Genomic DNA, 18,739 nt, shown 5'->3' on the forward strand with positions numbered 1-18,739 from the left:
GTCGCGCACCATAAAGCGGCGGGAAAGCGACGACAAGCGCAAGTGCCAGGGATTTCATATGGAATCTCATATAAGAAACCGCGCATTTTCATAAACGTGGTAAGCTTTCGTTAATGTGGCTGGCGGCTAATAAGGGGACGACATATTTTCGCGAGTTACCGGATGTACAGGCCTGTTCTGATCCTCGCAGCACTGGGGCTCGGCGCTGTGAGCATGCATGCATTTGCCGCATCGCTTCCCGAGAGCATGGCGCCCCTCCCCTATGTGAAGCCCGAAAACCCGGTCGCGATCACCATGCCCGCCGCGATGCCCGCGCCTGTTGCAACTCCCGTGCCTGACGTCACCGGCACGATCCCGAGGACCGACCCACTGGTCGTTGCTCCCCAGCTGAAAGCCGGGCTCGATGCGCTTGCGGGCAACGACATCGCCGCCGCCCTTGCCACGCGGAATGGTCTCGCCGAAGGTTCGCTCGACCGTCATATCCTCACCTGGGCTATCGCCACATCCGGCGCGCCGGGCGTGCCGTCGGGCGAGATCGCGGCGGCGCAAACGGAACTGAAGGGATGGCCGGGGCTCAAGGGCCTGCGCGCCAACTCCGAACGGGCGCTTTATCGTGAAAACCCGCCTGCCCCGACCGTGCTTGCTGCCTTCGGCGCGACCCGGCCGGAAACCACCGAGGGCACGATCATCCTCGCCCGCGCGCTCGTCGCCTCCGGCAAACAGGCGGAGGCTGCACGTCCGCTGCGGCAGATCTGGCTCACCGACACACTCGACAAACCGACCGAGGACAAGATCCTCGCCGAGTTCTCGGCGCTTTTCACCGCCGCCGACCATAAGGCGCGCATGGACTTCCTGATGTACAAGGGGCGCGCAGCGCAGGCCAAGCGATTTGGCGATCTCGGCAAGGCGCAATCGCTCTACAAGGCCTGGGCTGCGGTCATCGGCAATGCCAAGAATGCAGAGGCGCTGCTCACTGGCGTCGACAGCTCGCTGAAGGACGATGCGGGTTATCTCTTCGCCCGTGTCGAATATCTGCGCCGCCAGGACAAATATCAGGATGCGGCGGACCTGCTCGAAAAGGCACCGCGCGACGCGGCAAAACTGGTCAATACGATGGAATGGTGGAACGAGCGGCGCATCGTGGCGCGCGGTCTTGCCGACCAGGGCGAGTTCAAGCTCGCCTACCGGACCGCGGCCAATTATGTCGCCGCTTCCTCCACCGATATCGTCGATGCGGAATTCCACGCGGGCTGGTATGCGCTGCGGGCGCTGCATGAACCGGAAACTGCCGAAAAGCACTTCCGCAAGATCCTCGACACTTCGAACAAGCCGCTGTCCGCTTCGCGCGCCCTCTACTGGCTCGGCCGCGCTGCCGAAGACGGCGGTCCGGGCAATGCCAAGGAGTTCTTCTCCAAGGCGGCGCATTTCTCCAGCACGTTCTACGGCCAACTGGCCGCCGCGCGGCTGGACCTCAAATCGCTCGACGTCACCTATCCGAACCCGAGCGGGGTCGACCGCCAGAATTTCGAAAGCCGCGAAGCCGTCCGGGCGATCGCAAGGCTCGAAGATGCCGGCCACGGCAAGCGCGCCGCGGTGCTCTATCGCGCGCTGGCGGAAGAAATGACCAGTCCCGGGGAACTGGCGATCCTCGCCGCCAGGGCGGAATCGGAGGACAACCACGCCCTTTCGCTGCAGATCGGCAAGACCGCTTTCAGCCGCGGCATCGATGTGGCCGCACTCGCCTTCCCGGTCGGCGTCATCCCGGCCGGCGCCGATATCGAAGGTTCCGGCAAGGCGCTCGCCTATGCGATCGCCCGCCAGGAAAGCGCCTTCAACCCGGGCGCGGTTTCACCCGCCAATGCCCGCGGCCTGCTACAGATCCTGCCCGGCACGGCGCAGGGCGTCGCCAAGCGGCACGGCCTCACTTATGCGGCCGCGCGGCTGACCACGGATGCGGGCTACAACGCGACACTCGGCGCCCATTATCTCGGCGAACAGATCGATACGTTCGGCGGCTCCTACATCCTGACCTTCATCGCCTATAATGCCGGGCCGAAACGGGTGCCCGAATGGATCACCCGCTATGGCGACCCGCGCGGCAAATCCCTCGATGAGGTGGTCGACTGGATCGAGCGCATCCCCTTCCCCGAAACCCGAAACTACGTGCAGCGGGTGATGGAGAACTATCAGGTCTACAAGACGAGGCTGGGGCAGAAGGCGGATATCGAGGCGGATCTGCGGTTCGGGCGGCAGTAGCAGGCTGCGGCTCGACCGAGATCATTCCTCTTTTCTCTTGAACAAGAGCCGGTCGCGTCTTCCAAGACGGTGTCGGGCTCATTGCGGCCGGCCTTGCTGTTGAAGGTCGCAGTCCCCCAAAGCAAAAAAGCCCGGCACGAGGCCGGGCTTCTGAACTCAACCTGATCAAGTCAGATTAGAAGTCGCGCTGCAGGCGGACGATACCGCGGACGTCGTCGTCGCCGTGTTGGACCTTGAAGTAGTCGACGGCAACCTTGGCCGCAAAGTTTTCGACGATCTGGTAGTTGACGGTCACGCCAGCAGTCCAGCTGTCAGCACCGGTGAACTCGTTGTCAGCGGTCAGTTCCGTGTTCCAGGTGTACTGGGCTTCCGGGATGATTTCGAGCTTGTCGGTTGCCTTGAAGGAATAGGCTACAGCAACAGCTGCTTCACCAGCACCGGTATCGAGCACGCCGTAGTAGGCGTTTTCACCCGAAGACCAGACACCGGAGAGGTAGAAGGTGCCCGGACCGACGGCCACGGAGCCGATCGCACGGACAGCACCTTCTTCGGCACCGAAGTCATAAGAACCGAGCAGTTCGAGTTTGGCCGGGCCGATTGCCGCCTGAACGACAGCTTCGATACCGACGTTCTGACCGCCAACGCCCTGAAGACGCGACAGTTCGTCAACCTGAACGCCAGCCGTGAAGGCAGAGCCGGTATAGGTGTAGGAGATCGACTGCAGACGGTTCGAACCGAGGTTGTCCGCTTCGCCCGGAAGGTCGTTTGCATCCCACCAGTTCAGCCAACGACCGACGCGGAAACCGCCGAGCTGGATGTAGGCTTCGTTGATGTAAGCCGGGGTAGAGCTCGTGTTGGAGGTGTAACCAACGTCCTGATTAGCTTCGAAGCGAACCGAGGCAACCGAGGTCAGCGTGCCGAGTTCGGTGTCGGACTTCGCCGTGAAGTCGAGCTGAGCGCGGCTGTACGAGTCCCAGTCACTGTCGTTGAAGCTGTTTGTGCTGTTGCCAAAGCCGACTTCGAAACGGACATAACCGCCGACCTTGAGGCAGGTTTCCGTGCCCGGGATGTAGAAGTAACCAGTGCCAAACGCGTCGCAGACGCGAACGTATTCCATAGGCTCCGGTTCGGCAGCGACGATGGCGTCGGCAGCCTGAGCACCGGAAACTGCCGCGAGAGCCGCTGCAGAACCGAGAAGAAGGCTCTTAATGTTCATTCTTTTGACCTCCAGTCAATTTCTCTGAATGCTAGTTCGCGCCCGATCGAAAATTGATCAAACACGTAAAGGCCGCATAAGCAGCCCCATCCCCCGGTATCAACTCCCCATATGGAGGCCCTGCATAGAGGCCCACCATTTATAGAAAACTCCCCCGGCGAACCGGGGGAGTTCCATTATGATTAGAACGAGCGATCGAGACGGACGAAGCCATCCCAGAACTTGTTCTCGCGCGACGTCAGGCCATCGGTCTGAGTCTGGTTGTAGTTCGCAGTGAGCTTCGCGGTGAAGCCCGGAACGATCGTGTAGTCGACCGTCAGACCAACGCGGTAAGCATTGTCGCTGCCGTAATCGCCGATACCGTCAGCAGCATTCCAGATGTAGGAACCGCCGGGAGTGATGGTCAGCTTGTCGGTGACCTTGAAGGCATAAGAAGCAGCCAGGGTCCATTCGCCACGGTTGTCGTAGGCATTTTCGCCGTTCGCATCACCCAGACCGCTCGACCAGATGGCGAGAGCCTGCAAGGTGCCTGGGCCTACCGGAGCCGAAATGAGGGCGCGAACGGCGCCTTCTTCTGCACCCAGATCATAAGCACCGAGAAGATCGAACGCTACAGCGCCGAACTTGGCAGTGACGAGAGCTTCGATACCGACGTTCTGGCCACCAACGCCCTGAAGACGCGACAGTTCGTCAACCTGGACACCTGCGCTGAAGGCGCTGCCCGTATAGAAGTAGCCGACAGACTGCATGCGGGTCGTGCCCGAACCGGAGTTCCAATCGGACTCGCCGTTGATACCCTTATCCCACGGGTTCAACCAGCGACCAACCTTGAAGCCGCCGAGCTGGATGTAGGCTTCGTTGATGTAAGCCGGAGTAGAGCTGGTGTTGGACGTGTATCCAACGTCCTGGTTGGCTTCGAAACGAACCGAAGCAACAGAGGTCAGCGTACCAAGCTCGGTGTCAGACTTCGCGGTGAAGTCGAGCTGAACGCGGCTGAACGCATCCCAGTCGGTATCGTTGAACGAGTTCTGGTCCTGGCCGATGCTAGTCTCGAAACGGACATAACCGCCGATCTTGAGGCAGGTTTCCGTGCCCGGGATGTAGAAATAGCCGGTGCCGAAAGCGTCGCAAACGCGAACGTATTCCATGGGCTCCGGTTCTGCAGCTACGATGGCGTCAGCTGCCTGAGCGCCGGAGACTGCTGCGAGGGCAGCAGCGGAGCCGAGAAGAAGGCTCTTGATGTTCATTTTTGACCTCCAGTCAAAGTTTCGTATGGGTCTGGGTTCTTTTGGCTGAAGGACAGCGTTCCCTGCCCCATCCCCGTCGATTGCTAGAAGAAGGACGATCCACCGCCTCGCTTCCGGATTTGAAAATACAAGACGGGGAGGGTCATGCAATCTGGAACTTCAACCGGACGCCATTCCGGTACCCGCTTCCCAGAAGTCTGTTGCCGAAAGGACACAAAGCCAGGGACTGCCTTAGGTGGTATTTTACGCTTTGTTAAGAAAGGGCTTATCCGGCAGCCACTTAGCGCCGCGGAGAGGCCTCGTAGGGGAATCACCTCACCCGATCAGGCGGCGCAAGTGCACGGCCGTGCGAGCGGCTGGCAAAGGTCGATCAGAATGGGATTTGGATTCAGAATTGGGCGGGCGTTTCGAGCCTGGAATGGCGGAGAAGATGGGATTCGAACCCACGATACCCTCTCGGGTATACTCCCTTAGCAGGGGAGCGCCTTCGACCACTCGGCCACCTCTCCGGTCGGGCCTGATTATTGGGAAACGATATCGATGGCAAGGTCTTTTATGGAAATGTCATGCGATTCCCACCGGTCACGGCACACGAATCGCAACAAGTGATTCCATTCCTGCCGCTTCGGTGATTCTCAGTAGCCCGAACGCTGCTTGCCGATCCCGCCACCGCGACCGTAGCGACCGGCAAGCGATCGCAACGCGCCGGAAAACTCGGTGACGTCGGCGCCGACCGCCACGAAGCTCGCGCCAAGATCGAGATAATGGCGGTTCAGGGATTCGCTGAAGGTGAGGATGCCGGCCGCCTTGCCGGACTTCACGATCGTGCCGATCGCCTTCTCGATCACTTCCTGGACCTCCGGCGCCTCCATGCGGCCGAGATAGCCCATGTCGGCGGAAAGGTCGGCCGGACCGATGAACACGCCGTCGACGCCATCCACGGCTGCAATGTTCTCCAGGTCGCGGATCGCGGCCATGGTTTCGGCCTGGACGATCAGGCAGATTTCGTCGGCGGCCGTCTCGGCATAGTCGGGAATGGCGTTGAAGGCGGAGGCGCGGGCAACGGCGGCACCGACGCCGCGCACGCCGCGCGGCGGATAACGCACGGCGCGGACGAGTTCCCTCGCCTGCTCCGCCGAATCGACCATCGGCACCAAAAGCGTACGGGCGCCGATGTCGAGCATCTGCTTGATGACCCAGGTCTCGCCGATCGGCGGCCGCACGACCACTTCCGAGGGCGAGGTGGCAAGCGCCTGCAATTGCGCCAGAATGCTGCGCAGGTCGTTCGGCCCGTGTTCGCCGTCGATCACCAGCCAGTCGAAACCGGCATGGCCGGCGATCTCGGCGGTCAGCGCCTCGCCCATGTTCAGCCAGAGGCCGATCTGCGGCAGGCGGGCCTTCAACGCCGCCTTGAAGTGATTCTTCGGAGACGGCATGGCGTTTCCCTTCAGGCGAGGAGCTGTTTCAGGTCGGCGGTGGGATCGGCGAGGATGGCGCGGCTCGGTTCGATGCCGGCGTCGAGCAGCTTCTTGCCGCTCACATAAGCCTTGGCATCGTTGATCGCGTCGACGGCGATGAACCGTCCCTCGCGGAAATACCAGATCGACAGGCTGCCCTCGCGGACGCCCTTGCGCACCAGCGTCTCGTCATAACCCAGGTTGAAACCAGCGATCTGCAGCTTCACATCATATTGGTCGGACCAGAACCAGGGCTTTGCGTCGTAGGGCGCGGAGCCGCCAGCAAGGATCGCTGCGGCGGCTTCCGCCTGGTCGACGGCGTTCTGCACCGATTCGAGACGGATGCGCTTGCCCTTCCAGGGCAGCATGGCGCAGTCGCCCATGGCAAAAATCGACGGATCGGAGGAGCGGGCGAATTCGTCGACGATCACGCCGTTGCCGACTTCGAGGCCGCATTCCTGCGCCAGTTCGTCGTTTGGTTTGACGCCGATGCCGACGATGACGAAATCGACCTCGATCGTGCTGCCGTCGGAAAGCTCGGCGGCGCGCACGTGATTCCCTTCCGGGCCGCCTCCGCCGATCAGCCGATGCAGGCCGGTCTTTTCGCGGATGACCACGCCGTGGCTGTCGTGGATGGCGCGCATCACGTCGGCGGTCTCTTTTGCCGCGACGCGCTGCAGGATGCGGTCGGCCATTTCGATCAGCGTCACTTCGAGGCCGAGATGGCGGGCGACGGCAGCGGCTTCGAGGCCGATATAACCGCCGCCTATAATAAGGAGTCGGCGACCCGGCTTCATTTCGCCGGCTAGAAGATCGGCATCGCGCTTGTCGCGAACGGTGAAGACGCCGTCGAGATCGCCGCCGACACTTGCCGGCAGCGTGCGCGGCGTCGAGCCGGTGGCGAGCGCCAGGGTGTCGTATTCGATGACCGCGCCATCCTGCATGCGGACGGACTTCGCCTTGCGGTCGATTTCCTCGACATAAGTCGAGAGCAGAAGCTCGACGTCGTTCTCGGCAAACCAGCTTTCAGGCCGGAAAGTCAGCCGCTCGAATTCCATTTCACCGAGCAGATATTTCTTGGAGAGCGGCGGGCGCTGGTAGGGAATCACGTTTTCCGAACCGATGATCGTGATCGGCCGTGCATCCTTCAGTGCCCGGAGTTTTGCGGCGAGCGCGAAACCCGCCTGGCCCGCGCCAATAATCACCAACCTGCCCGTCACGTCTTGCTCCCCACGCCGATCATGGTTTCGTTGATAGCACCACTCATCCGATCGCAAGGGGTATCCCCGCGACACCGGCCCGTCAACAACGCGACATGGTCGATTACGGGCTTTGAGTTCACAGCTGTCCCACACGAAAGGGAAAAACCGCCTCCGCGGCACTTAAATGCCGGATTTTTGGCGATATTCCCGCTATCCGTCGCATTTTACCATTCCGTTTCAGAATGTGTCAGCGGACGAGGAATATAGTCACATCCTAGGAGCGCAACAGGAGGGTGTCATGCCCTTGAACATGGACCACGACCCAAAAACAGACGGCTCACGCGAGCACGCTTTCGAGAAGTTCTCGATCGATCGGCCGGGCAAGATCATCTTCGTCGGGCATCATCTCAGCACCAAGACGAGTTTCCGCTGCCTGATCCGCAGCATCTCGCTTCACGGCGCGGAACTCGAGGTCAGCCCGCACCTGCCGGTGCCCAACAACTTCTTCCTCGAGATCCTCGGCATCCATGACGACATCGGCTGCACGGTGATCCGCCGCGAGGAAGAGAAGGTCACCGTCGGCTTCAACATGCTGATCGATGCCGAATTTCTGCATCACGTGATCCGGCTGAACTTCGAGACCAGCCACTGACCGGCTGATAGTCTCGCGACCGGAGGGCGTTCCTCTCCTGTCGCTTGTGGTTGCCGTTCGTCAGCCGCGACAAAAGCGGCACCGCCCACAGCAGCCCTCGCCATTCGGCGCCCTCCAGAGGATCAGCGAGCGGATCCCGCCGCCCGTTCCGGCAGCGCCCGTTCTTCTCCTTGTTCAGTTGTTTCCAAAACCTCACCCGGTTGAGAAACATGGCAGTCACTCCATCTATGATGTGATGCCATCGAGCTAGTGGTTTGCGGCACGGCTTGTAGACGCGCCGGCGAACGCCGTTTTTCATCCATGAACGATGGGACGATCACCGGTGAAACAATAAGGTGTCTCGCATGACAGACGCGGGCTGGGATGATCTCAAACTGTTCCTGCATGTGGCAAGCGAAGGTGCCTTGAGTGGCGCCGCCGCCCGCACGGGCCTCAGCGCGCCGACGATCGGCCGGCGGATGCTGGCGCTGGAACGGACGACGGGCCGGACCCTTTTCGTGCGCAGCCAGCAGGGTTATCGGCTGGCGCCCGACGGAGAGACGCTGCTCGAACATGTCCGTGCCATGCAGAAGACGGCCGACAGCATCGCCGACTGGAAGGCGCAGGCCTTCGCGCTGCCGATCGTCTCGATTGGCGCCGACGCCTGGCTTTCCGGTTTCGTCAGCGATCATACGTCCGAGATCAGGGGCAAGGAGGACCGGTTCCGGCTCTGCTGCAAGTCGCTGCACAAGGGGCTCGATTTCACCTATCGCGAGGCGGATGTCGGGATTGTCGGCCGAAGGCCCGAATCCGGCAATGTGGCGATCCGCCGATCGGTCGCTGTCTCACACTGTATATATAGAGCGTATAGCCTTGCCGAAGACGAGACCATGCCGTGGGTTTCGATCGGCACCGAAAGCTCCCATTCGCCGGCCGACAAATGGGTGTTTCAGCATCACGAGGCCGATATCCGCACCTGGACCAATTCGCCGGAACTGCTGCTGCGGCTGATTGCCGGCGGCAACGGGCGCGGCGTGCTGCCATGCTTCATCGGCGATGAGGTCCCTGGCCTGGTGCGCGAGGGCGGCATCATCGAAGAACTCACCTATACGATGTGGATCGTCGCCAATGACGACGACCGGCACCGGCCGGAGGTGCGCCAGGTGATCGAAGGCCTTGGAGCGCTTTTCAAAAGCCACGAGAGAAGATTCATCGGCGAGAGGGCGCAATCGGCAGCAAGCAGACTTGCTTACCGATGAATCGATCTTATTGTGTGCCGGTTTTAGAGAACCGGAACTGAAATCCATGCCTGCATTCTCGCGCTTCACACCGCTGATCAGCGCCCTTCCCGCCAGCGTCCCCTTCGTCGGCCCCGAAGCCATCGAGCGAAATCGCGGTCTCATGGTCAAGGCCCGCATCGGCGCCAATGAAAACGGCTTCGGACCGGCGCCTTCCGTCATCGAGGCGATCGGCGCAGCGGCCGCAAGCACCTGGAAATATGCGGATCCGGAAAATTTCGAGCTCAAGCAGGCGCTTGCGGCGCATCTGGGCTGTCAGATGAACAATATTGCCGTCGGCGAAGGCATTGATAGCCTGCTCGGGCTGATCGTCCGGATGGTGATCGAGCCGGGCATGCCGGTCGTCACCTCCTTCGGTGCCTATCCGACCTTCAACTTCCATGTCGCAGGCCACGGCGGCCGGCTGGTAACGGTGCCTTATGTCGACGACCGCGAGCATCTCGATGGGCTGATGGAAGCCGTTCGCCGCGAAAACGCGCCGCTCGTCTATTTCGCCAATCCCGACAATCCGATGGGAAGCTGGTGGGATGCCGACAGCATCGTCGCGTTTGCCAAGGCGCTGCCGGAAACCTGCCTGATGATTCTCGACGAGGCCTATTGCGAGACGGGGCCAGCCGGCGCGACGCCCGAGATCGCCGCCCTGATCGACCGGCCGAACATCATCCGCACTCGAACCTTCTCGAAGGCCTATGGCATGGCCGGCTCGCGGGTGGGTTATGCGATCTCGACGCCCGGCACGGCTGAGGCCTTCGACAAGATCCGCAATCATTTCGGCATGAACAGGATCGGCGTCGCCTCGGCGCTCGCGGCACTCAAGGACCAGGCCTACCTCTCCCAGGTGATCGGCCAGATCAAGGCCTCGCGGGAACGGATCGCCGCCATCGCTCAAACCAACGGCCTGAAGCCGCTGGCGTCTGCCACCAATTTCGTGGCGATCGACTGCGGCCGCGACGGCGCCTATGCGCGCTCGATCGTCGATGGGCTGATGGAGCACGGGGTTTTCATCCGCATGCCGGGTGTCGCATCGCTCAACCGCTGCATCCGCGTGAGCACGGGACCGGAGCCGGACATGGCGTTGCTTGAAGAAGCGCTGCCGAAGGTGCTGAAGAGCTTATAGGCCAAAAGAAAATGACCGCGCCGGCCTTGTTCCTGCCGGTCGCGGTCTCAATTTCAGGCGTCGTCCCCGTCCAGACCCGACCGCCCTGTCTCCCGATCCCCTTTTGGGTTGATGTCTTTTGGATTGTTCTCCCGCCGGCCCTCTTGCGGGGCCGGTCAATTCGTTGACCACGGCGCTCCCTGAAGGCGCTCAGTGCATGGTCATCCATTCGCGAGCGGCGCGGAGTGCCGCGGCCAGCTGCATCTTGCTCATCGTCTGAGCGAGGTCGGCGCGCAATTCGGCGGCGCGATCGGAGCCCTTGATCGCGGCGATGTTGAGCCATTTGTGTGCGGAGATCAGATCGACGTCGCAACCACGACCGGTCGCATACATCAGGCCCATTTCGCAGAAAGTGTCGGCGCGGGTTTCGCCACCCATGGTGGCCATTCCGGAATTATTCATTTCAAAGCGTGCCATCGGTTTGATCCCTGTTAAAGCCTGTTGTTCGTCGTCTGCCCTGTTTTTTGCCCTTTCGGGCTCCATCCGGATCACCGTCTTGAAGCGGCTGTTTGATCCTTCCGGCCGGCGGTTTTTCCCGCTCGTTTGATGACTTCACTATGCGCCCAACCTTCCAAAAGACGCCTAAAAAGCATGATTAATTCAACGAAAACAAAGTACAAACGCTTGGTAAACTTGGCTTTTTGTTAAACATGGGATGCCTTGCATTTTAAGGAATTTGCAGAGATTTTTACGAAAAATTTAGAAAACGATTTAAACTGATTGCTAACTACGAATCCGGGTCGCATCGAGGATCTGTGGAAAAACCTGGCCCTCCCCGACGCTGTAAATCCCCGTTTTCCAGCCAATCCGATATTTACCTTTACGTACGGGTAAGATAAATTTCGAACCGGGTTCGCGCAAAGGGTGCGAATTGGAGGAAACCGCACCGTCTATCGCTTGAGAAGGTCTGACGGCGGAAGCAAAGGAGGAAACAATCATGATGCGCAGACTGATGCTTGCTGCCGCGCTGACACTTGCCGCGGCTGGGGCCCAGGCCGCCGAGCCGATCGAAGGCAATTGGAAAACCGCCAGCGGCGAGACCGCAGCGATAGGCAAATGCGACACCGCCTATTGCGTGACACTGAAGACCGGCAAACATTCCGGCAAGCAGATCGGCAAGCTCTCCGGCAAGGACGGCGAATATAGCGGCGAGATCACCGACCCGGCGGACGACAAGACCTATAGCGGCTCCGGCTCGGTCAGCGGCAATTCGCTGAAGATGAAGGGCTGTGTCCTCGCGATCTTTTGCAAATCGCAAACCTGGACGCGCCTCTAAGTCGGCTCGTCCCATATTCCTTATATAAGAAGTGCAGAGATGGTCGCGCCGACAAAGGCCGCGGCCATTTTTCGTCTCGCGACGTCAAGGACTGCCTGATTTTTTTGCTGCGCCGCACCAACAAAAGGCAGCATGATCACGGAAACGGCATCGGATTTGACCACCAAGTCCGGCGGATTTTTGGATGTCACAGTTTTGTGAAAAGCTTGAATAGGCCTTGAACGCAATTTACGCCGCACAAAAGTCCCAAAAAAGCCTTATTCGGCCAAAACACACACGCAGGCGATGCAAATTCTGTCACACCTGCCTATGATATTGATATTAATCAATAATTATCTTACCAAATTGTAACTTAATCGGTTTATTTGCGGCAATCTCAAAAAAATTAGCTTGCTTAGCACTTTTAACGTGCATTTTTAGAAGCCGATTTTGGCTGTCAACGTTTCGTTGACAACAGTCGCCAAAAGTGGGGCTTTCGGATCGAACCGATCGGTCCGATATCAGCATCGCAAACAGAAATTCACTCTGGTTCGACCCAAGACCGAACCGAACATACTCCAAGGATAAAGACAATGACCAAGATCACTTCCGCATTCGCCGCAGCCCTTATCGCTTCGGCTTCTTTCGCTTCGGTCGCCCTCGCTGAAGGCGACTATTGTGAAGGCGCCTCCAAGGCCTCCGCGACTGTCGACCATGTTCAGACCGGCAGCATTGCGAAGGATCAACAGGCTGCCAACCAGATCCAGGCTCCGGTCGGCCGCGGCGACTATTATGAAGGTGCAAACCGCCCGAACTAACCGCAGCTCATTCAAAACACCGAAACAACAATCCGTAGGCCAGGTCGCAAACTAAGAGCCGCGGAACACTCTGAAGGGACTACCACAATGACCAAGATCACTTCCGCCATCGCCGCAGCTCTCATCGCTTCGGCTTCCTTCGCCTCCGTCGCCCTCGCTGAAGGCGATTATTACGAAGGCGCCTCCAAGGTTTCCGCCACGACCGACCAGGTCCAGACCGGCAGCATCGGTCAGAAGGCCGAAGCCCAGAAGGCAGACGTCAACAGCGGCGACTATTTCGACGGCGCAAACCGCCCGAACTAACCGCAGACGTTCAAGACACAGAAACAACAATCCGCAGGCCAGGTCGCAAACTCATGAGCCGCGGAACACTCTGAAGGGACTAACATCATGACCAAGATCACTTCCGCTATCGCCGCAGCCCTTATCGCTTCGGCTTCCTTCGCCTCCGTCGCCCTCGCTGAAGGCGATTATTACGAAGGCGCTTCCAAGGTTTCCGCCACGACCGACCAGGTCCAGACCGGCAGTATCGGTCAGAAGGCCGAAGCCCAGAAGGCAGACGTCAACAGCGGCGACTATTTCGACGGCGCGAACCGCCCGAACTAACCGCAGACGTTCAAGACATAGAAACAATTTCCGCAGGCCAGGTCGCAAACTCATGAGCCTCGGAACACTCTGAAAGGACTACCATCATGACCAAGATCACTTCCGCAATTGCCGCAGCCCTGATCGCTTCGGCTTCCTTCGCCACCGCCGCTCTTGCCGATGAAGGCGACTATTACGAAGGCGCACAGCCCACAGAACAGGCTCAGGCCGTTCAGGGCGCTCGCGTCGACAACTTCGGCTACACCGGTTCTATCGGTCGCGCCAAGGCTTCGGCCCAGTCGAACCAGTCCTTCGACGGCACGGTCACCCTGAACCACGGCGATTATTATGAAGGCGCAGTTCGTCCGAACTAACCGCCCTCAATCAACCGAAACAACACATCCGCAGGCCAGGTCGCAAACTTTGAAGCCGCGGATCACTCTGAAAAGGAATAGGATCATGTCTAAGATCACTTCGACGATCGCTGCTACGCTGATCGCTACCGCTTCCTTCGCCACGGCCGCCCTTGCCAGCGGCGGCACCTATTACGAAGGCGCCGTCGAACCGGCTCCCAGCCAGCCGGTTGCCTCCAGCCATCAGGCCGCTCCCAAGGCCCAGCATCCGCGGGTCAGCTACGGCTACACGGGCTCGGTCTCGCACGCCACTGGCTCCGATCAGTCCGGCAAGGGCTTCGACGGCACGGTGATCCTCAACCGTGGCGACTACTACGAAGGCGCAGTTCGTCCGAACTAACCGCCGTTATTCAAGATACTGAACATATGTCCGCAGGCCGGGTCGCAAACTCACTGCCGCGGGCAACTCTGAAAGGCATAGACAATGACCAAGATGACTTCCGCACTCGCCGCAGCCCTGATCGCTTCGGTTTCGTTCGCCGGTGCAGCACTTGCTGAAGGCGACTATTACCAGGGCGTTCAGAAGACTGCGCCTTCCGTCTCCACCTCCATCGATCGCACCAACACCGGCAGCATCGATCGCCAGGACGGCAAGCTTCCGTTCAACAATGGCGGCGGACGGGATAACCGTATCTCCGATCTGGACAGCGGCGACTACTACAGCGGCGCAAATCGCCCGAACTAATTCTTAAGTTCGCTCGCGATCGATAGCCGCACGGAGCCTCGGCCAGTGCGGGATCGGACAGACAGAAAATATACGGGAAGAATGAAATACCAGCCGCTTGCGCGGCTGGTATTCGCAGTTCATTCAAGACACCGATTGGAAAGACGGGTCGCAATCGTCTTTCCGGTGCGTGGATGGCAGGACTCTGAAACCCGCCACCGTATTCAAGATTAAGTGAAGCTTTTCCACGAATCAATCACGTTGATGCTCTTCTTCGTGAGATTCCTGCATTTGGCAGCGGACCGCCCGTTTTTCGCGGTATTCCAGGCTTTTTCGCCCCCTAGACAAAAAACCGCTAGTGGCAGGTCCGCTCCATTTCCATTGGAACGATCCGTCCTTCCAGGGATTTCTATCTTCGGCGGAGCGATGCGACTATCGCTTCGCACCATAAGAACAGATGGAAAGGACAGGACAATGAAAACCTATCTGACTTCCGGTATTGCCGCTCTTATCATTACGGCAGGTTATACTGGTGCCGCCATGGCGCAGGATGCCGTCTATCCTGACCCGAATGGCCTGCCGCAATCGCCGCCGACCATCCAGCAGGATCGCGGCCGGGATCGCGGCCAGGGCGTCGACACCATGTCGACCGGCAGCATCTATCCGGGTACCGGCTACATGTACAACAACAACACCAGCGGCAATGCCGACCTGGATGGTGGACAGGACGAAGGCGACTACTACGACGGTATATTGCGTCCCCATAACTAAGCAGTTGCTTCAAGATACCGCATCTCGCGCAGGTCGCAGCCAGCGCACGGAATGACCTCTCCACCGATAGAACCAATTTTAAAGCCGGCCCCCAGGGGTCGGCTTTTTCGCGATCGGCATGGCTTCGAAGATGCACGGCGACATCCGGTCGCCTCGTGACGGCGCCGGACCATGTTTCGGCAGGGACGCAGTCATGTGCGGCTCTTCAAGCGTCCGTTCTGTTCGGCCGGCGTTAACCATTCTGAACCCAGGATGAAGCCCTCTCTCAGGACGCATTCAGCCCCGCGCCTTTATTCTGCCGCCATTGGCTTTGGGGAGAGAACCATGACCGTCCTCGCACGTCGCCTGACAATCGTAACGCTGATCATGACCATCTTCGCATTTGCCTTTGCCGCGCTTGTCGCAGCTCCGGCGCGCAACGATCTGCGCGTGCATCTCGGCACGACCGTGCCCTGTTACCATCCCGCGACGCCAAACTGCGTCGCGGCGCTTTAAAACTCATGAATCAATCGGCACGAGCCTTCCGACGTCGTTTGATTGTTATTGAGTTCCCACTATAATAGCGCATGAACACACGAATCTTTTCCCTATCCCCGCTTTCCTTCATCAGCCCGAGCCCGGTCGAGCCGCGCGCCTTCGACAATCCGGTCGAGGCGGTCGATGCCCTGACCGAGCTCTACGAGCGCAACACGCGGTTCCTGATCGAGGCGTTCGGAGCGCTTGCCGACGGCGCCGCCGTGACCGGCCGCTACCGCGCCTGCTACCCGCAGGTCAGCATCGAGACGACCTCATTCGGACACGCCGACTCGCGCCTCTCCTACGGCCATGTGTCGTCCCCCGGCGTCTATACGACGACCATCACCCGGCCAAAACTGTTCCGGCATTACCTCAAGGAACAGCTCGGCCTGCTGATGCGCAACCACAGCGTTCCGGTGACGATTTCCGAATCGACCACGCCGATCCCGCTGCATTTCGCTTTCGGCGAAGGTGCGCATGTGGAAGCGTCGGCGACCAGTTCGCTCGCCGACATCTCGTTGCGCGACCTCTTCGACACACCGGATCTCAACAACACCGACGACCTGATCGCCAACGGCGAATACGACCAGGTGCCCGGAGAACCGGCGCCGCTTGCGCCGTTCACCGCCCAGCGCATCGACTATTCGCTGGCCCGGCTCAGCCACTATACGGCGACCAGCGCCGATCACTTCCAGAACTTCGTGCTGTTCACCAACTACCAGTTCTACATCGACGAATTCGCGGCCTGGGCCCGGGAGATGATGGCAAAGGGCGGCGACGGCTACACGGCCTTCGTGGAGCCCGGAAATATCGTCACGCTTGCCGGCAGCGACAAACCGGAAACCGATGCGATCGTCCGCCTGCCGCAGATGCCTGCCTATCACCTGAAGAAGAAGGGGCACGCGGGCATCACGCTCGTCAATATCGGCGTCGGGCCTTCCAACGCCAAGACGATCACCGACCATATCGCCGTGCTGCGTCCGCATGCCTGGCTGATGGTCGGCCACTGCGCCGGCCTGCGCAACAGCCAGCGCCTGGGCGACTATGTGCTGGCGCATGCCTATGTGCGCGAAGACCATGTGCTCGACGACGACCTGCCGGTGTGGATCCCGATCCCGGCGCTTGCCGAAGTGCAGCAGGCGCTGGAAAGCGCGGTTGAAGAAGTCACCGGCTACCAAGGCTTCGAGCTCAAGCGGATCATGCGCACTGGTACAGTCGCGACGATCGACAACCGCAACTGGGAACTGCGCGACCAGCGCGGGCCGGTGAAGCGGCTCTCCCAGTCGCGCGCCATCGCGCTGGACATGGAATCAGCGACAATCGCCGCCAACGGTTTCCGCTTCCGCGTGCCCTATGGGACGCTGCTCTGCGTATCCGACCGGCCGCTGCACGGCGAACTGAAACTGCCCGGCATGGCAACCGCCTTCTACCGCACCCAAGTCAGCCAGCACCTGCAGATCGGCATCCGCGCCGTTCAAAAGCTTGCGGCAATGCCGACCGAGACGCTGCATTCGCGCAAGCTGAGAAGCTTTTACGAGACGGCGTTTCAGTGATGTTGTAAGGCCAGCCACCTTGGTGTATAATTTTCGGAATTCATACACACGAGGTGGCTATGCGCACCAATATCGAACTCGATGATGAACTGATCACCGAAGCAATGGAGCTGACCGGCCTGCCGACGAAGAAGGCGACGGTGGAGCAGGCATTGAAGGATCTCGTTCGTATCCGCAGGCAGATGCGCGCGGTCGACAATCTCGAAGGCATCGGCTGGGATGGCGATCTCGATGAAATGCGGAAAGACTCCTTGCGCTTTGCCGATTGGGGCTTAGCAGGCCGCGAATGATCGTCGCCGACAGCTCAGTCTGGATTTCGTTATTTCGAAAAGACGATGTCGATGTCGCGGTTAGACTGCGCTCCTTCATAGCCCAGGGCACTGTTCTTGTCGGCGATATCATCATGCTCGAAGTGCTCCAGGGCGCTCGCGATTACCATCAAGCCCGTTGGATCGAACAAAACTTCCGCGACTTTCCCGCTGCTCAAATGCTGTCGCCCTCACTTGCAGTAAAGGCGGCGGCCAACTACCGGCTTCTTCGGGATCGAGGCGTCACCGTGCGGAAGACGATAGATATGATTATCGGCACCTATTGCATCGAACGCGGCCACCGCCTGTTGCATAGGGACAAGGATTACCTGCCGATGGTGGAGCATCTCGGACTGCAGATCGCCTGATCACCCGACCTTTGTCGGCCGCGCCACCAGCAAGGACAGCGCCGTCCCCACCAGCGACGAGATGATCACCAGCAGGTGCGTGTTGACCGCAGCTTGGCCGAGTTCCGCCAGGGGCAGCCCGGCGGTGCCGGCACCGAAGGCGATGGCGCCGGCGGTGATGCCGGCGGGATAGGTGCCAACGCCGGCGGGGGCGTGGACCGGAAGCACCGAGGAGAGTTCGCCGCCGAGGGCGCCGCCGAAGCTTGCAGCGGTAGACAAGCCGCCGAGCAGGCCAAGCACCCAGGCGAGCACGGCAATCTTGGTGAACCAGTTGATCAGCGTCGCGCCCCAGGCCCGGGCAAAGGCTTTGGCATCGAGCGGCAGGCCGGCTTCGACTTCGTCGAGCAGTTTTTTCGCCTTGTCCGGCAGAACCTTGGCCGCCAGGCGGAAGGCCTGGCCGCGCAGCGCGAAGGCGACGGCGGGCAGGATGAGGAAGGCGAGCCAAAGCGCCCAGGCCCAGAGCGTTCCGGTCTGCAGCGCCAGCCCCGTGCCGGCAGCGGCGAGCAGCGCATGCAGGTCGAAGAGGCGCATGACGAACAGCGCCGCGGTTCCGCGGGCGACGCCGAGCCCGAATTCGCGCCTCATCAGCAGCGGAAAGCTTGCCTCGCCGGTGCGGAAGGGCAGCATGATGTTCAAGAGGTTATGGACCTGGACGAGCCTCAGCAGCGTGCCGAAATGACCGCCGGTTTCGGCCGGAAAATAGTCGTAGATACGCCAGGTGCGCAGGACATACGTGCCGAGCAACAATACGAGCGCTATCGCGGCGGAGCCCCAGCCGGCGCTGCTCCACAGCGACACGAGGCTCTGCCAGCCCCAGACCCACTGGATGAAAGCGGCGTAGACGAGGATGATCGCCACCGTTCCGAGCGTCATCGCGTGGCGAATTATCCACGCCCGGCGACTGGCAACCGGAGAATTCTTCATATAGTAGGATGCCCCATGTGAAATTTCGGTTTCGGCCACTATCTGAGCGGCCTTTCCAGCCC

22 protein-coding genes and 1 tRNA gene are annotated in these 18,739 nt (G+C 60.2%); 16 read left to right on the top strand and 7 right to left on the bottom strand.

Annotated features, from left to right (window positions below; translation table 11 throughout):
* The first annotated feature begins 162 nt into the window (after positions 1-162).
* Entirely contained in the window at positions 163-2,256 is a 2,094-nt protein-coding gene (locus AC1DLT_RS23240) for a lytic transglycosylase domain-containing protein (protein WP_477488318.1), read from the top strand.
* 175 nt (positions 2,257-2,431) lie between these two features.
* On the opposite strand, the gene AC1DLT_RS23245 is transcribed toward AC1DLT_RS23240, so the two are convergent.
* The 5 genes from AC1DLT_RS23245 to AC1DLT_RS23265 form a co-directional block, all read right to left on the bottom strand.
* On the bottom strand, positions 2,432-3,472 hold the full coding sequence (locus tag AC1DLT_RS23245) for a porin (RefSeq protein ID WP_247139051.1): 1,041 nt from the start codon (positions 3,470-3,472) through the stop codon (positions 2,432-2,434).
* A gap of 182 nt (positions 3,473-3,654) precedes the next feature.
* Positions 3,655-4,719, bottom strand: coding sequence for a porin (locus AC1DLT_RS23250; RefSeq protein WP_247139050.1), 1,065 nt, complete (start codon positions 4,717-4,719; stop codon positions 3,655-3,657).
* A gap of 419 nt (positions 4,720-5,138) precedes the next feature.
* Positions 5,139-5,228: transfer RNA gene (locus tag AC1DLT_RS23255), tRNA-Ser, on the bottom strand.
* A gap of 126 nt (positions 5,229-5,354) precedes the next feature.
* Complete coding sequence (locus AC1DLT_RS23260) at positions 5,355-6,155, bottom strand: aldolase/citrate lyase family protein (RefSeq protein ID WP_477485064.1); 801 nt, start codon at positions 6,153-6,155, stop codon at positions 5,355-5,357.
* Between the two features lie 11 nt (positions 6,156-6,166).
* Positions 6,167-7,396: an NAD(P)/FAD-dependent oxidoreductase gene (locus tag AC1DLT_RS23265; RefSeq protein WP_477488319.1), complete on the bottom strand. Its 1,230-nt coding sequence runs from the start codon at positions 7,394-7,396 to the stop codon at positions 6,167-6,169.
* A 280-nt stretch (positions 7,397-7,676) separates the two neighbouring features.
* On the opposite strand from AC1DLT_RS23265, the gene AC1DLT_RS23270 reads away from it, so the two are divergent.
* The 3 genes from AC1DLT_RS23270 to AC1DLT_RS23280 all read left to right on the top strand — a co-directional run bounded on the left by AC1DLT_RS23270 (position 7,677) and on the right by AC1DLT_RS23280 (position 10,424).
* Complete coding sequence (locus AC1DLT_RS23270; RefSeq protein ID WP_038541444.1) at positions 7,677-8,030, top strand: PilZ domain-containing protein; 354 nt, start codon at positions 7,677-7,679, stop codon at positions 8,028-8,030.
* 344 nt (positions 8,031-8,374) lie between these two features.
* Positions 8,375-9,268 carry a LysR family transcriptional regulator gene (locus AC1DLT_RS23275; RefSeq protein ID WP_477488320.1) on the top strand — a complete coding sequence of 298 codons (894 nt, stop codon included), beginning with the start codon at positions 8,375-8,377 and terminating at the stop codon, positions 9,266-9,268.
* A 46-nt stretch (positions 9,269-9,314) separates the two neighbouring features.
* Positions 9,315-10,424: a pyridoxal phosphate-dependent aminotransferase gene (locus tag AC1DLT_RS23280; RefSeq protein WP_477488321.1), complete on the top strand. Its 1,110-nt coding sequence runs from the start codon at positions 9,315-9,317 to the stop codon at positions 10,422-10,424.
* A gap of 189 nt (positions 10,425-10,613) precedes the next feature.
* Here the strand turns inward: AC1DLT_RS23280 and AC1DLT_RS23285 are convergent, their stop codons facing one another.
* Entirely contained in the window at positions 10,614-10,880 is a 267-nt protein-coding gene (locus AC1DLT_RS23285; protein WP_046637522.1) for a sel1 repeat family protein, read from the bottom strand.
* 520 nt (positions 10,881-11,400) lie between these two features.
* On the opposite strand from AC1DLT_RS23285, the gene AC1DLT_RS23290 reads away from it, so the two are divergent.
* The 12 genes from AC1DLT_RS23290 (at position 11,401) to vapC (ending at position 17,714) form a co-directional block, all read left to right on the top strand.
* Complete coding sequence (locus AC1DLT_RS23290; RefSeq protein WP_038585137.1) at positions 11,401-11,739, top strand: DUF2147 domain-containing protein; 339 nt, start codon at positions 11,401-11,403, stop codon at positions 11,737-11,739.
* 572 nt (positions 11,740-12,311) lie between these two features.
* Entirely contained in the window at positions 12,312-12,536 is a 225-nt protein-coding gene (locus AC1DLT_RS23295; RefSeq protein ID WP_477488322.1) for a hypothetical protein, read from the top strand.
* Between the two features lie 87 nt (positions 12,537-12,623).
* Positions 12,624-12,839 (top strand): hypothetical protein, encoded by a 216-nt coding sequence (locus tag AC1DLT_RS23300; protein WP_247036779.1) that lies wholly within the window; start codon positions 12,624-12,626, stop codon positions 12,837-12,839.
* An 87-nt stretch (positions 12,840-12,926) separates the two neighbouring features.
* Positions 12,927-13,142 carry a hypothetical protein gene (locus AC1DLT_RS23305; protein ID WP_247036779.1) on the top strand — a complete coding sequence of 72 codons (216 nt, stop codon included), beginning with the start codon at positions 12,927-12,929 and terminating at the stop codon, positions 13,140-13,142.
* A gap of 86 nt (positions 13,143-13,228) precedes the next feature.
* Positions 13,229-13,495 carry a hypothetical protein gene (locus AC1DLT_RS23310; protein ID WP_247036786.1) on the top strand — a complete coding sequence of 89 codons (267 nt, stop codon included), beginning with the start codon at positions 13,229-13,231 and terminating at the stop codon, positions 13,493-13,495.
* Between the two features lie 85 nt (positions 13,496-13,580).
* Positions 13,581-13,874 (top strand): hypothetical protein, encoded by a 294-nt coding sequence (locus AC1DLT_RS23315; RefSeq protein WP_038541422.1) that lies wholly within the window; start codon positions 13,581-13,583, stop codon positions 13,872-13,874.
* A gap of 84 nt (positions 13,875-13,958) precedes the next feature.
* Positions 13,959-14,219: a hypothetical protein gene (locus AC1DLT_RS23320; RefSeq protein WP_046600236.1), complete on the top strand. Its 261-nt coding sequence runs from the start codon at positions 13,959-13,961 to the stop codon at positions 14,217-14,219.
* A gap of 453 nt (positions 14,220-14,672) precedes the next feature.
* Complete coding sequence (locus AC1DLT_RS23325) at positions 14,673-14,969, top strand: hypothetical protein (RefSeq protein ID WP_038541417.1); 297 nt, start codon at positions 14,673-14,675, stop codon at positions 14,967-14,969.
* A gap of 324 nt (positions 14,970-15,293) precedes the next feature.
* A complete protein-coding gene (locus AC1DLT_RS23330) occupies positions 15,294-15,464 on the top strand; it encodes a hypothetical protein (protein ID WP_157884579.1) in 171 nt (56 codons plus the stop codon).
* Between the two features lie 71 nt (positions 15,465-15,535).
* The gene (gene amn / locus AC1DLT_RS23335; RefSeq protein WP_247036790.1) at positions 15,536-17,038 is read left to right on the top strand and encodes an AMP nucleosidase; all 1,503 of its coding nucleotides are present in this window, start codon (positions 15,536-15,538) and stop codon (positions 17,036-17,038) included.
* A gap of 59 nt (positions 17,039-17,097) precedes the next feature.
* Positions 17,098-17,328, top strand: coding sequence for a type II toxin-antitoxin system VapB family antitoxin (locus AC1DLT_RS23340; protein WP_477488323.1), 231 nt, complete (start codon positions 17,098-17,100; stop codon positions 17,326-17,328).
* A complete protein-coding gene (vapC, locus tag AC1DLT_RS23345; protein WP_477488324.1) occupies positions 17,325-17,714 on the top strand; it encodes a type II toxin-antitoxin system VapC family toxin in 390 nt (129 codons plus the stop codon). The genes AC1DLT_RS23340 and vapC overlap by 4 nt, the downstream gene beginning before the upstream one ends.
* Here vapC and AC1DLT_RS23350 read toward each other — a convergent pair whose 3' ends face one another.
* A complete protein-coding gene (locus AC1DLT_RS23350; protein ID WP_477488325.1) occupies positions 17,715-18,677 on the bottom strand; it encodes a lysylphosphatidylglycerol synthase transmembrane domain-containing protein in 963 nt (320 codons plus the stop codon).
* Between the last annotated feature and the right edge of the window lie 62 nt (positions 18,678-18,739).

It is taken from the genome of Neorhizobium sp. 05N33, assembly GCF_056397445.1.